The following is a 14,921-nucleotide window of genomic DNA, read 5'->3' as shown; positions in this document are numbered from 1 at the left end:
GCTGTCGAACCGCCCGGACTGGCTCACCGACGAGTTCAGCCCGGCGTAGCTCACCAGGGCGGGCGCGTTGCGGAAGCGCGACACGTCGCCTATCTCGGAGACTATCTGGGCGCCCGTGACGTAGGACACCCCGGGTATCGTCAGCACGAGCGGCTCGACCTCGTCGAGCAGGGACCTCAGCCTCGCCTCGACCCCGGCGCACTCGGAATCCGCGAACTCGATCTGCCTTATCAGGGACTTGACCTGGAACGAGGCGGCCTCCTGGCCGAGCCTCGCGCCGATCGACGACTTGGCCGCGGCCTTGATCTCGGCGGCGCGGCCGGCCGACTCGCCGGGGCGCCTGGACGCCTCGGCGATGTCGCGGGCGAGCGAGTCGGACCTCCTCCGCGCCAGCTCGAAGGGCAGCGGGGATTTGGACAGCACCGCGCGGCTGCCCGCCCCGAACATGTCCGAGAACACCCCGGCGTACTCGGGGAAGTGCGCGTCCATCAGGCACACGCACTGGGTCTTGAGCTCCGCGACCATGCCGCGCAGCGACTGCAGGTAGCGCGACAGCGACCTCAGCGACGCCACCTCGTCGGTGGCGAGCCTGGTCTCGTCGTACTGGCCGATGCGCAGCGCCTCGGCTATGAGCCCGGCGTCGACGCGGTCGTTCTTGACCTTGTCGAGCCCTTTGAGCTTGCGCACCGCCTTGACCTGCATGGGGTTTATCACGGCGACCGAGTAGCCCCGGGCGACGAGGAACGAGTAGCACGCCATCCAGTAGTGGCCGGTGGCCTCCATGCCCACGACGACGCCGGACGGCGACTCCGCGAGGCCCTCGAGCCACGCGACGGCCCTCTCGAGCCCGGCCTCGGTGTTCTTGAACGGCATCGGCCGGCACGCCTCCGCCCCGCGCTCGTCGACCGCCCCTATGACGTGGTCCATCTTGGCGATGTCCACACCCGCGTAGATCATTCCCGTCTCCCTTCTGCGATGCGGCGGGGCCTGCCCGAGCGCCCGGGACCGCAACCTCCCAAAAGAGATCCGAGGTGGCGCATCGCCCCTCATCCAGCTAATTCGCGGCCTTCCCGAACGGGGCAGGATGCCATTCTCCTTATCGGGGTCGAATCCCTTTCGCCCCAAATGCCATGTCGGCATCCCTGCCCGCCAGAGTCTGCATTGCATCTGAAAGCATTCGATATTCGGCTCCCAAATGCAACAACTAAAAGATAGGAGAATTTCATGGCCTACGTTTTCACCCATGCAACCGTCCTCGACGGCACCGCCGACATGGAGCCGCGCCCGAACACCACCGTCGTCGTGGACGACGAGGGCCGCATCGCGGCGATCGGGGCGGCGGAAGAAATCGTGCCGCCTGCGAACGCCCAGGAGATCGACCTTAAGGGTGCCTACCTTGCGCCCGGCCTCGTGAACCTGCACGTGCACTTTTGCGGCTCGGGCAAGCCGACGAGCGCAGGTGCTGCGGGCGACCTTATCGACAAGGTGGTGGGAAACCCGATCGGCATGTGGTACCTGCGGCGCATCATCAAAAAGCACGCACAGCAGCAGCTTGCGAGCGGCGTGACTACCGTGCGCTCGGTGGGCGACCCGGGCTTTGCCGACGTGGACGTGCGCGACGCAATCAACGCCGGGAAGTACCCCGGGCCGCGCCTGCTCACTTCGGGCGTCGGCGTCACGGTACCGAACGGCCACGGCGCGGGGCTATTCGCCCACATCGCTAAGACCCCCGAGCAGGCGCGCGAGATCGTCCGCGACTGCTTCGCGCGCAAGTGCGATCTCGTGAAGCTGTTTATCACAGGCGGCGTCTTCGATGCGGAGAAGGAAGGCGAGCCGGGCGTTTTGCGCATGTCGCCTGAAATCGCAGCGGCGGCAGTCGACGAGGCTCACAAGCTCGGCATGGCGACCGCCGCCCACATCGAGAGCGCAGAAGGCGTGCGCGTGGGGCTTGAAGCGGGCGTCGACACCATCGAGCACGGCGCGGACCTCTCGCCCGAGCTCATCGCGCTGTTCAAGGAAAACGGCATCGGTAAGAAGTCGTCGCTCACCTGCACGGTCTCGCCCGCGCTTCCCTTCGTCGAGCTCGACCCCGAAAAGACCCACTCGACCGAGATCCAGAAGGTCAACGGCAACATCGTCTACAAGGGAATCGTCCATGCGGCGCAGGCAGCACTTGAAGCGGGCATCCCCGTGGGGCTCGGCACCGACTCGGCATGCCCCTACGTCACGCACTACGACATGTGGCGCGAGGTCGTGTACTTCGAGCGCATCGTCGGCGCCCCGCGCAAGCTCGCATTCCACACCGCCACGCTCGGCAATGCGCGCATCTTGGGGCTCGGCGACGAGACGGGGTCGATCGAGATGGGCAAGGCCGCCGACCTCATTGTGCTCGACGAGAGCCCGCTCGACAATTTGGAAGCGTTGCGGCAAGTGAAGATGGTCATGGCGCGCGGCAAGCTTGTCTCGGGGCTTTCCGTGAAGCATCTGCCAGAGCTCGACCGCGAGCTCGATGCGTTCCTGCCGCGAGGTTAAGAGAAGAAGGGCAGGGCAACGCCGCTTAGCTGCGCCAGAAAGCTCTGCTGCAAGACGTTGCAAGTTGGTTTCGCGGGCTTCATTCACTCGATAGCGTCCTGTACAATAAGAGCCGCGTATCACCGAGTGCCCTCCATCCGCAGCGTGAAGGGTCGGGAAGGGGGACCCATGAAAAAGAGCGCCCGCGGTTCTGGTATTTTCTTGCGTGTGTTTTTGTCTCTCGCACTCGTGGTGTCGTTCATCCCCATCACAAGAGATGCGTCGTATGCTGCAGAGGATTACGCTGCGTCCGTCGAGGCAGTGAACGCCGATGCCTCGACCGGGGATGACGCCGACCCCTTCGAAGCTGATGCCGCTGGTGGCGAAGGCGATTCGGCCGCAGGCACCGACTCCGTGTTCGAGGGCGATTCCGATTCTGATGCCGCTGGTGGAGAAGCGGACGCCGACAAGGCTCAGCCTGTCAATTCCAGTGATGCGGACGCATCCGATAGCTCAACGACCGTGAGCGCACCAGACGGCGCCGCGCAATCTCGTCCCATATGCGAGTACGGCAAGCTTATGCCAAACGGCTATGTGTACGAATGCGACGAATCGGGCAATCTCAAGGAGTCGATCGATAAGTCGGACCCCCAATCGCATTCTGTAAATCCGGGGGAAGTCAAGAACCTTATCGTCGATTCTCAAACGACTTCGATTCCCGAGAGATTGTGCTACAGCTCTACCTATCTTCAGTCTGTACAGTTTGAGAGTAAGGCCCTCGAATCTATTGGCGAGTATGCTTTCTTCAATTGCGAGAACTTTTCGTCGATAAGCCTGTCGGGTATGCATATCGAATCTATCGACAGGGACGCATTTTCTTATTGCGAGAAGCTGACTAGCCTTACTATCGAAGAGACTGCAACCATTGAGTCAATCGGTTCCAATTGCTTTTACGGAAGCGGTCTTATCTCGACGGGCTTGGACCATGTGGAGGGATTGAAGAGCATCCCCGTCGGCGCATATCAGGAGTGCCACGACCTCGCCGACACCGGCCTTGCCGGAAATCGCTCAGTTGAATCTGTCGGGGACTCCGCTTTCGCGCATTGCCATGGCCTCATCGACACCGGTCTTGGGGCGAATACGCATGTTACGTCCGTCGGTGAGTACGCTTTCATGAGGTGCGAGAAGCTGAGCCAGACGGGACTTGCGACAAATACCCGAATCGCCTCCATTGGCGCCTACGCGTTCTTAGGCTGCAAGAGTCTTCGTCTTTCGGGGCTTGAAACCAACACAACCGTTTCGAACTTGGGGGAGCATTGCTTCGAAGAAGCCGATATGAGCGGTGGACTTGTTTTGCCGCGTGACTCCAAGATTGCCATGCTTCCGAAATACGCGTTCGCCGAAACCAAACTTAGTTTCGTGTACTTCCAGTGCGACCATGCGGTGCTTGTCGATTCCCAGACGTTCCCGAATGGCTTTATAAAAGTTCTCGTTCCTGCACGTTCGCTCGATTTGTATCAAAAGAGCGAAGTCAAACGTGATTGGGAAGCATGCAATTACGACTTGCCCTACGATGCTTCGAACTATCTGTCCATCAGCGCCGTAAGCGATCCAAACAGGCTTGTGTACCAAAAAGGGGACGCAGTTTCCCTTGACGGCATGCAAGTCAAGTTCAATTATGATGGCTCGCAGCACACTTTTGACTACGCCGACCTCGCGAGCAATTATGCGTTCAGTCAATTCTTCTCTTTCAGCCCCAACAGCGGGTCGATTTTCCAGTCGTCCGACAACGGCGCTCCCGTGCGCGTAACCTACAACGACGGCGATCATCTTCTTCGTGCCTATTCATCAGGCCTTTTACAAGAAGAGGGGAACACGGCGTTCTCCGTATACGTGGAGAGCCCGACCGCTCAGCTGGGAGAAACAGCGACGGGCGGCGGCCAGTTTTCTTTGGGCGATACGTGCACGGTGAGCGCCGAAACGACACTCGACGGCAGGCTCTTCGCTTATTGGGCTGATGAAAAGGGCAACGTTCTTTCCGAAAAGGAAACCTACGAGTTTTCCGTTGAGCGCTCTATCGTGCTCACTGCCGTGTTCGCCGACGAGATCGTGGTTTCCCCGAAGGCGCGGCTCAATCTCGCGAATGGGAGCGAAGTCGAGAACGTGACGTTCTCTATCGTTGCCGACAACTGCAATTACGGAGAAACGTTCGTCACGTATCCCGGCAAGGTGGTGACGATTACGTGCAACTACGATCCCTCGAAATGGTCAATCGATTATTGGGTCTATTCGGATGGCGCTTACCGGATCGTCGGGAGCGAGAACTCCGCGACCGTTTCGTATACCGTGGAGGGAAAGGGCGATCCTGTTGCTATCCTCAGGGAAAAGGAGCAGCCTGACCCTGACCCCGGCAAGCCTATCGACCCGGTAGTTGCAGTGAATGTCGATTACTCGCAGACGATCGACTTAGGCGGGCGCACGCTTATGGAGGGCGTTGAGGTTCCGAACGTTTTGGGTTCGAGGTTCCTCTTCGCCGGTCAATTCGTCGTGCTCGACGCCGAACAGCTCGGCATGCTCGATGACGACATCGAGTTTCTGGGCTGGTATGACAAGGAAACGGGCGCGTGCTTGAGCGAGCGGCGCGCGTGTCTGTTGAAGCCGGAGATGAAGATGAGCGTCGAGGCGCGTTTCGCGCTGAAAGACGTTGCAGTTCACATCAACCCGGCGCAATCGACCGACCTCTCCGAGGCATACGCGCATGTGATCCCGACGGTTGGCAACTGCTATCGCGGCGCGGGCGAGACGGTAGCGCTTTCCGCTACCACCGACAACGCGCAGTTCCGCGGCTGGTACGAAGGCCCCTCGGGCGCGCAAGCCCTCATCAGCAGCGATCTTGCTTACAATTACAAGGTTCCTAGCCTGAATGGCGAAAATGCGCAGGTGGAAATCACGCCTTGGTACTGCGCCCGCCAGGCGAGCGTCGTTCTAGACGTCGACGGCACGACCGAGGACGGCAGTCCTCAAGGCTCCTTCATCAGCACGGGCCTCTACGGCATCGGTTCGAGCGTTACGGTCGTCGCCATTCCCGCTCCGTATTATGCGCTCGATTACGTCACCGACGCGGCAGGCAACAAGGTTGACGTTGCCGAAAACGGCACCTACACCTTCACGCTTAATGGGGATACCCAGCTCACAGCACATTTCCGCGCCGTTTCGGACGGCAAGGAGGCATTCGAAATACTACAGGCTGCCCTTATTACGGCACTGGGCGTGGCGATAATAGCCGCGACCGCGTCCGGCATAGGAGAATTCGTCGATCCGATCGCCGTTCCGGCTATCGTTGAAGTCGGGGAAGCCGAAACCATCGAGGACCTCGTGGAGGTCGGAGGCAAAGCCCTCAAGGAAATTGAGGAGATATTCGAGCACCACAAGCACGACCGAGACCCCGATAAGCCCAAGGGCGACCATACTGCCACAATTATCGCCACTGCGCAGCCTGAAGCGGGCGGCACCGTGAAAGGCGGCGGCGTCCATTTCGAAGGCACCGTCGCCGAGCTCGATGCTATCCCGAATCCTGGGTATCGCTTCGTTTGCTGGAAAGAAGACGGCATCGAGCGCTCGGCGCTGCCGCATCTGCAGATGGCGATCACCGATGTCACGCCCGACATCGTAAAGCTGACCGCCGTGTTCGAAAAGGACGCGACGATCACCACCTCAATCAACGTTGAAGGGGTGGCTGCCGACGCGGTGACCGGGTGCAACGCCACACCTGATCGACAGGTCGTCAAAACGGGCGCCGAGGCGACAGTCGTCGCCACTGCAGGCGATGGCTACGAGTTCGCCGGTTGGTACGACGGCGTGGCCGAAGTATCGAAGTCGCCTACCTACTCCTTCCTCGCTGAAAACGATCGGCACCTCGTCGCGAAGTTCCAGCGCACCTGCAAGGTTACGGTGACGGTGGAGCCTGCGAGCGCGCTTGCGGATAAGTGCACGATCACAGGCGACGGAATCTGCGTTGTCGGCAAGCCGACGGTGCTCTCCGCGCACCTTGACGAGAGCATGCATGAGAACTACACCTTCAAAGGCTGGTACCGCGCTGGCGCTACGGGCGATGTGCTTATGGGCACCGACGAAACGCACTTGGAATTCATTCCCGAAGGCGACACTCATATTCGCGCGGAATACGTCGCGAAGAAGTTCACGATTAAAGTCGAGATCGACGGCTTGCTTTCTGGCATCAACCCACCTGGCGAAGTCTCGATCGTGGGTGATCCCGGCAAGGATTGGGTCGAGCTGCCCTACGGACGTCATGTCACCATCAAGGCGAAGGCCGACAACAAGCACTGGTTCGCCTACTGGCAAGATAGCTCCGGCAAGCACTACACTGACGCTGAGCTGCGCGTTTGCGTGACGAAGGATGAAACCTACACGGCGGTGTTCAAGAAGGGCCCTGAGGTCGTCATCGCCGCCGATTCGTGGTGGGGCGGCACGGTAACCTGCAACGGCACCGAGGTGAAGCCTGACACCGACCAATTCAAACTGGGGGAAACGCTTAACCTGAAGGCCAAGAACAATCCTGGCTGGATTTTTTGGGGCTGGTACGAAAATGGGCTGCTCGTGAGTACCGAAAAGGAATGCACTCTGGTTGCGAAGAGCTCGAAACTCAATTCCTATTACTGCACAATCACCGCTGCGTTCAAGCCGCTCGATGTGGTGTGCCTGCCAGTAGCGAGCCCCGCTGAAGGTGGCTCGGTTACGGCGAGCCGCATCTTGGCCGATCGCGGTGCTGACGTCGCGCTGAAGGCGACGCCCGCGCCGGGCTACGCGTTCGTTGGCTGGTACACGCTTGAGGGCAAGCTCGTGTCGACCGAGCCCGAGTTCACCGACAGGGAAGCTCGAAGCCACGTCTACGTCGCGCATTTCAAGGAATGCTCCTACACGGTTGCGGCAGCGGCGGCGGAGCTTGTGTCTCCAGGCGAGGTCGTGGAAAACGCAGGCGCGGGCTGGGTGGAAGGCGCGGGAACCTACGGCGCAAACTGCCCGGCGACGCTTTCGGCCCATGCGGCGGAAGGCTACACGTTCAAGTACTGGGTCGACGATACGGACGCGCCGGTCAGCACGAGCGCCGAGTACCGCTTCATCCCCAACGAGAACGCGTCGCTTCGCGCGGTGTTCGAGGCAAAGCAGTTTACGGTGAACGTTACGACTGCTGAAGGCTACGGCACGGTTTCGGGCACGGGCGCGTATGTGGCGGGGCAAACGGCCATCGTCACTGCAACGCCTGCAGAAAACGCGACGTTCATCGGCTGGTATAGCGAGGGCGCATGTGTGAGCACGAGCGCCGAGTACCGCTTCACCGTGCGCGGCGACACCGACTTGATCGCCGTATTCGGGGCGGGGGAGTACACGGTGAGCGCCGTCGCCTCGCCCGCCGAGGCGGGCTATACGAGCGGCTTCGGCTCATTCGCGCAGGGCGACCGAACGACGCTTTCCGCCGTGGCAAAGCCGGGATTCATCTTCGATTGTTGGAAGGACGCTGAAGGCAACGTGGTGAGCGCCCTTCCCGAATACACGGTTGCAGTAACAAAGAGCGCCACCTATGTGGCGTGCTTCATGCGCTATTCCTTCTACGTGGAGCTCAGCGCAAACCAGGAAGGCGCGGGCGTGCTTACGGGTGGGGGGACGTATTCGTTTGGCGACACGATTGAGCTGAACGCTCAGCAAACGACCGATAAGCGCTTTGTCTCCTGGCAGCTTGTGGGCGAAGGCGGCGAGAAGACGCTTCTCTCCACCGACGCGCACTGTTGGCTTGCCCTTGACGAGGAGTTCATAAGCTCCCTTACCGACAACGTCGTCTCCATCGAGGCTCAGTTCGTCGATCCGTACGAGGTGTCGGTGTCGGCGAAAGTCGTCGTTGCGGGCAAGGTGGGCACACGCGGATGCAAGGTGAAGGGAACAGGTACCTTCCAATCGGGGGATAAAGCTACGCTGCAGGCGGTTGCAGGTGAAGGCTACCGTTTCATTGGCTGGAGTCTTGACGAGAGCGGGTGCAGCGTTGCGGAGACCGACGATGTGCTTTCCTTCGAGGCGTCGTCCGACGTCACCTACTATGCACAGTTCGAACCCGACCCCGCAAACAAGGTTAACGTGGCGGTGACGCAGAGCTCGATGTTCAGGGGACTTGCATTTATCGCCGGTGCGCCGGGCGCGGGAACCTCGCTTTCATGCGACAAGGGTGATACATTCGTCGCCATGGCCGTCGCCTATCCGGGAATGCGCTTCTCGCACTGGATCAACGATGCAGGCGCGATCGTGAGCTACAATGCTGTCCATGCGGGTATCGCGCACGAGGACATGCGCCTAACCGCAGTGTTCTATGCGACAGGCTTCGACGCGCAGGTGGCGACATACCCTGAGGGCGCGGGCTTCAGCATGGTCATCCCTGGAACGGGCTCGAGCTATATGTCGGCGTCGGTGATGATCACCATTCCGTACCCGGGCTGGAAGTTCGATCATTGGGCTGATGAGAACGGCGCTCCTGTTGGGTTTTCCCCGCTTCTCGTGCGCCCGGCGTATGCCAACCGCACCTTCACCGCGTATTATGTGCGTGATGCAATCGATGTTGTCGCCATCGATCCACGCGAAGGCGGATACGTTGAGGGGTCGACCTTCTACGGCGATAGCGGCTACGCCGTGCAGAAGACGATAGAGTCGGGCGAAAGTGTCACGCTCGTTGCTGTGCCCGATGACGGTTACGACTTTGCGGGCTGGTTCAAGTGCGACGATGAGGGCGTGGTGGAAGACGCAGAGCCGGTGAGCACCGACGCGAGTTGGACGTTTGCTCCCACGATGGACACAAAGATGATCGCGCGCTTTACCGAGAAGGCGAAGCTTCAGGTGAGCGCCACGGCGGAAAACGGCACTGTTGAGCCTTCGTCGGTTGAGGTAACGCCCGGCGGGGATGCTGTGTTCGTGGCAACACCCGACAGCGGTTGCTATTTGGATTATGCAAGCGCGACGGAAACGGCGAACGAGGGCGGAAACGCGGTTTCGCATGACCTCGACATTTCTGATTATTCCGGCGGAAGCTATACGCTGACCTTGAAAAACATTGAGTCATCACAGGCGCTTTCATTCGCGTTCGTCGAAGCGGGCACACCTGTCGTGACGGCGCAGCCGCAAAGTGCAGAGGTCTACAAAAACGACCCCGCCACGCTGTCGGTTGCGGCGGATGCGGCCTCTGACGTGCTCGCACATGAGGACGAATCGAGCGGAGCGGCGGCAAGCCACGAGCTTGCCTACCAGTGGTATCGCGTCGGCGCTGATGGCGACGACGCTACGATCGAGGGCGCCACGTCGAGCTCGCTTTCCATCGCCAAGGCGAGCGAAAGCGATGCGGGAACGTATTACTGTCGCGTAACGCAGAGGTATCTGGGTACGGAAACGTGCGTCAATACCGAGCCTGCCGCCATCTCGCTCGTGCAGCCTGAAAAGCTCGTGTTCAACACGTCCGAGCTGCCTCTTGCTACGGCGTGGTGCGCCTATAGTGCGAGCATCGCGCCTGCGACGGGTGGCGTGCCGCCGTATACCTACACGCTTGCAGAGGGAAGCGCGCTTCCGGAGGGCGTTGCGGTTAAGGGACTCGGCGGGAGCAACGAGCCGCTTTCGGTTGCGGGCGAGCCGCAGAAAACGGGCGTGTTCGGCTTCGACATCGTGTGCACCGACAGCAAGGGCACTGCGAAAACCGCGCATTTCACCCTTATCGTGAAACCACAGGTGGCGGAGCTTTCGTTCTCCAAGCTGTATCGTGTGTACAACGGGGAGCCGCAAACGCCTGTGCTGTCGGGCGTGCCCGAGGGCCTTGCGGGCGTAGTTGCCTATACCTACACGGGGACGGGCGATACGCGTTATTCAGGTACCGAGGCACCTGTCGATGCCGGCACCTACCGTGTGGTGGCGACGCTTCGCAACAACGGCTACATCGGTCGCGCAGCGACGGATTATCGAATCCTAGAGAAACCCGTGCACATCGCGCTTGCAGCAGAAGACTCGACGTACAACGGCGAGCCGCATGCCGCGACGGTGAGCGTGCCGAGTTTGGAGCCTTCCGATTACACGATTATCTACACGGGCGTCGATGGCACAGATTACGGCCCCACGTCGACCGCCCCGTGCGACGCCGGCAGCTACCGAGTTGAAGTAATGGTGACCAAACCGAACTACCAGGGGCAGAAGGCCGAGGAATTTACGATTTCGCCGGCGCCGCAGGAAATCACGGGCACGACCGATTACACGGCCACCTACGGCGATTCTGGGTTCGCATTCGACAACACGGCAAATACCCCGGTCACCTTTGAAGTTGTGTCGAGCAGCGAGGGCACACTAGCCCCGATTTCGGTACAAGGGTGCTATGCCTCGATCGTGTCAGCGGGCACGGCGCGCGTCATCGCACATGCGGCGGCGTCTCGCAACTACCTTGCCGCTGCCGATATGGAACTTACAGTTACCGTATTGCCAGCTCAGATGCTCGTCATCGTGCATGACGCCGAACGATCCGAAGGGGAAGCGAACCCTGCATTCTCGTCCGATTTGATCAGCCCTGCAGACACGACGGGCGTGGTCGTCGCGTACTCATGTGAGGCGGACGCGTCGTCGCCTGTGGGCGAGTATGCGATCAACGCGAGCGTTTCGGACTCGAATTTCACGACAACGGTGGAACCCGGTACGTTAACGGTGAAAGCGAAGCCAGTGCCTGACCCTGGCCCCGCTCCGGGTCCAGGCCCTGACCCGATCGACCCGCCGAAGCCGGATGACCCCGACCAGCCTGGTGACCCCAGTTATCCCGACGATCCCGATGAGCCGAGTAAACCGGATAACCCCAGCGACCCTGAAGTGCCGAGCGATCCAGATAATCCCAACAACCCCGATTCATCTGGCCAACTGAACGATACAGATCAGCTTGATGAATTCGGCAACGCGAACGATCAGAACGCTCCAGGCGCGTCGTTGCCATCAGGTGACCTCGGAGACACCGCCGTTGCGGCTGATCCTTCAGCTGACAACGCTAGCGTGCTTTCTGGGCAGGATGGAACAACCACTGAGGATTCGCAAGATGGGCAGGATAGAAGCGCGGCTTCCGCCTTGCTGCCTGACGAGGACGCTTCATCTTGGGTGAAAATACTCGTGCTGGGGACGGCGTTCGTCGTTCTCGTTGGCGCCGTGACGGGCGGCGTGGTCGTGCATCGTCGCCGTAGAAAAAAGGACCAGCAAGGTGATGCGAGGGGTCAGCACTGATTCTGCATTGAATTCGGGATTGCCCCTCTCGCTTCTGCGTTTCTGCGTGAAGGGGCAACATCCGAGTTGGGTAAAGCGCGAACTGATTGACCTCTTCCTCTCGACCGATTCGCAGGCGCTCATTTGCCGGTCAAACCATGAGTCAAGGTCGACGGCAACCTGCGCCACCACTACGGCGCCTTTGGCAAGTGCGGTAACGTCGAGCGCATCGTCGAGGAATAGCAAAGCGACCGCCCGTTACACCCCGTAAACAAAACACAATCAAGCGGTGAGATACCTGCTATCATGCCCAAAGGCTCCCTTCGTGGGGCTTTTCTTGATGGACTTCGTTTACGGGAAGGTGGGTTCGTGAGACGGCTTGTTAACTTTGCGATCGCAGTGTGCCTTGCGTGCTGCGCGTTGCCCCTCGTCTCATGCAAGGCGCCCGCCCTTTCCGATTGCGACCTGCAGCTTTTCCAAAACGCCTCGGGCGCAGGCGATACGCGCGACATCGTCTCGGGCGTGGTGAGCCTTGGCGGCGTGTACCGTCAAGGGGACATTGCAGGGCGCGTAATCTGCCTCAACATCGGCATGAGCGAGACGAGCCCCTGCGAATCGATCTCGGTCGAATCGCTCACCGACGGCGTCCGCGTGGGGAAATCGAGCGGTGTCTGGGAAGAGGTCGTCCCCTATCAACTGGACGAGGTGGCGAGCGGAGGATACGTGTATTTCGCCGTGCCCGTCGAGCAGGGCGCCGACGAGACGGCTGACGTGGCGGCGTATCGCGCGTTCGGCGACGTCGAGTTCCGCATCACGTTCCACAACGGAGAAGACCAGATGAGCTACACGTACCGCATCGTGCCGACCGATAGCTACCTCACGTGGGTGAAAGACCCGAAGGGCAACACCTTCGACGGCGCACGCTTCGAAGTGACGCGGACGGGGGAGTAGGTCGTGGACGAGGATACCGGCCACACCCCGCCAAGCGCCCCCGACGCCTCGTCGGCGCCGACGCTCGATGACGCCCGCCGCGCGCTGAGGGACTGCTTCGGCTACGAGGACTTCAGGCTGGGGCAGAAAAGCGTGATCGAGGCGATTCTCGCCGGGCGCGATGCGCTCGCCGTCATGCCGACGGGCGCAGGAAAGTCGCTGTGCTACCAAATCCCCAGCATCGTCTTGCCCGGGGTCGCAATCGTTGTCTCGCCGCTCGTATCGCTTATGGGCGATCAAGTCCGCGCGCTCGTGCAGGCAGGAGTGCATGCGGCATACCTCAACTCGACGCTTTCGCCTGTGGCCCAGGGCCGCGTGATCGAGCGCGCGCGGGCAGGTGAGTTCGACATCATGTATGTAGCACCCGAACGGCTCGAAGATGCACGCTTCGTCGATTTTGCGAGCCACGCACGCATAGCGCTCATCGCCGTCGACGAGGCCCATTGCGTGTCGCAGTGGGGCCAGGACTTCCGCCCTTCGTATCTGCAAATCGGCGCCTTCATCGCGCAGCTGCCCGCACGCCCCGCCGTCTGCGCGCTCACGGCGACGGCGACCGAGCGCGTTCGCGACGACATCGTGCGCCTGCTCGGGCTGTCCGACCCCTACCGTATCGTCACCGGGTTCGACCGTCCGAACCTGCATTTCGCCGTCGAGCGCGCGGAGCCCAAGCGCAAGATCGCCCGGATCGCGGCATATGCCTTGGAGCACGCAAATGATTCGGGCATCGTGTACTGCTCGACCCGGAAGGACACCGAGGTCGTGTGCGATGCACTCGTGTCGGCAGGCGTGCGCGCAACGCGCTACCATGCCGGGCTCCCCGCTGCCGAGCGCGCGGCAAACCAGCAGGCGTTCATCTGCGACGATGCGCCCGTCATGGTCGCGACGAACGCATTTGGCATGGGCATCGACAAGTCGAACGTGCGCTACGTGCTCCATAACAACATGCCCGCCTCGATCGAGGCGTATTACCAGGAAGCCGGCCGCGCGGGACGCGACGGCCTGCCTTCGGAGTGCCTGCTCTTCTGGAGCGAAAAGGACCTTTCCACCTGCCGCTTCTTCATCGAGCAGGAATCGGCCAACGAGGAGCTTTCGTCAGAAGAGGCCGAGGCCGTGCGCCAGACGCGCCGGCGCATGCTCGCGGCGATGGAGGGCTACTGCATGACCTGCGCCTGCCTGCGAGAGTACCTGCTTCGCTACTTCGGGGAAGAAGGCGAGGCGGACGACTCTGTGAGCTGCGGCAACTGCGGCAACTGCGAAGGTGGTTTCGAGCGCGTCGACGTGACGGATGAGGCCCGCGCGATCATGCGCTGCGTGCAGGAGCTTCGCGGCGAATGGGGCAAGGGTATGGTCGCCGACGTGCTGCGCGGCTCAAAAAGCGAGAAGGTATCTTCGTTCGGGCTCGATCGCGCGAACGCTTACGGCACGCTTTCCCACGCGTCCGCGGCGCACGTGAAAGACGTGATAGAGCTCCTGGTCGCAGGCAGGTACCTCGACATCTCGGAGGGAAAGTTTCCCAAGGTGGGGTTCGGCCCGAACTTTCGCGCGGCGGCGACGCCCGAGTTCTCCCTCTTTATGAAGCGCATCGCGCGAAAAAGCGGGCGGGCTGGCGCAGGCGGCGGGCATGCGTTCGGCTCGAGCGGCACAGGCACTGCGGCGAGCAGCGGGTCCAGCGAGCTATTTGAACGCCTGCGCGCGCTGCGCAAGCAGCTTGCAAGCGAGCAGGGAATCGCTCCCTACATGGTCTTCTCCGACGCGACGCTTCGCGACATGTGCGCCCGCCTTCCACAGACCGAGGATGAGTTCCTCGAGGTGAACGGCGTCGGGCAGACGAAGCTTTTGCGCTACGGGGAGGCGTTCCTCGCCGAGATCGCCGCCTTCGAGAACCGCTAGGCCGCAAGCCCTCTCGGCATCCACCGCACATGAAAAGTGAAGGGTCTGTGACGAAATATTCCCATGCATTGACTCCTGAGCGAATTGGACGATGATAGATGCCGCCGACGGGTCAAAGGGGCGCGTCGAGCGGAGGCATCGATTGGTGCCACTTTAAAGGAGATACGTTGACCAGCGTAAACATGCATACCATTCGAATTATGAGCCTGATTATCTAGGGCTCGAGTTGCTTGTTTCTCAGCTGCCCGAACCCAAAT

Annotated in this window: 5 protein-coding genes; 4 read left to right on the top strand and 1 reads right to left on the bottom strand. The window is 61.0% G+C overall.

The window, feature by feature from the left end; genetic code table 11:
- Positions 1-957: IS110 family transposase (locus tag ACMRQN_RS01940; protein ID WP_418733595.1), on the bottom strand; the 957-nt coding region annotated here is incomplete at its 3' end.
- 267 nt (positions 958-1,224) lie between these two features.
- Here ACMRQN_RS01940 and ACMRQN_RS01935 point away from each other — a divergent pair.
- The 4 genes from ACMRQN_RS01935 to recQ all read left to right on the top strand — a co-directional run bounded on the left by ACMRQN_RS01935 (position 1,225) and on the right by recQ (position 14,664).
- On the top strand, positions 1,225-2,532 hold the full coding sequence (locus tag ACMRQN_RS01935) for an amidohydrolase family protein (RefSeq protein ID WP_418733594.1): 1,308 nt from the start codon (positions 1,225-1,227) through the stop codon (positions 2,530-2,532).
- A gap of 168 nt (positions 2,533-2,700) precedes the next feature.
- Positions 2,701-11,805, top strand: a complete 9,105-nt coding sequence (locus ACMRQN_RS01930; RefSeq protein ID WP_418733593.1) for an InlB B-repeat-containing protein — start codon at positions 2,701-2,703, stop codon at positions 11,803-11,805.
- A 348-nt stretch (positions 11,806-12,153) separates the two neighbouring features.
- Positions 12,154-12,735: a hypothetical protein gene (locus ACMRQN_RS01925; RefSeq protein WP_418733592.1), complete on the top strand. Its 582-nt coding sequence runs from the start codon at positions 12,154-12,156 to the stop codon at positions 12,733-12,735.
- A 3-nt stretch (positions 12,736-12,738) separates the two neighbouring features.
- The gene (gene recQ, locus ACMRQN_RS01920) at positions 12,739-14,664 is read left to right on the top strand and encodes a DNA helicase RecQ (RefSeq protein ID WP_418733591.1); all 1,926 of its coding nucleotides are present in this window, start codon (positions 12,739-12,741) and stop codon (positions 14,662-14,664) included.
- Positions 14,665-14,921: the final 257 nt, after the last annotated feature.

Origin of the sequence: Ellagibacter sp. (genome assembly GCF_048412355.1) — a bacterium.
Classification (GTDB): Bacteria; Actinomycetota; Coriobacteriia; order Coriobacteriales; family Eggerthellaceae; genus Ellagibacter.
Note: the sequence above shows the minus strand (reverse complement) of the source record. Positions and strands in the feature narration are given on the sequence as shown.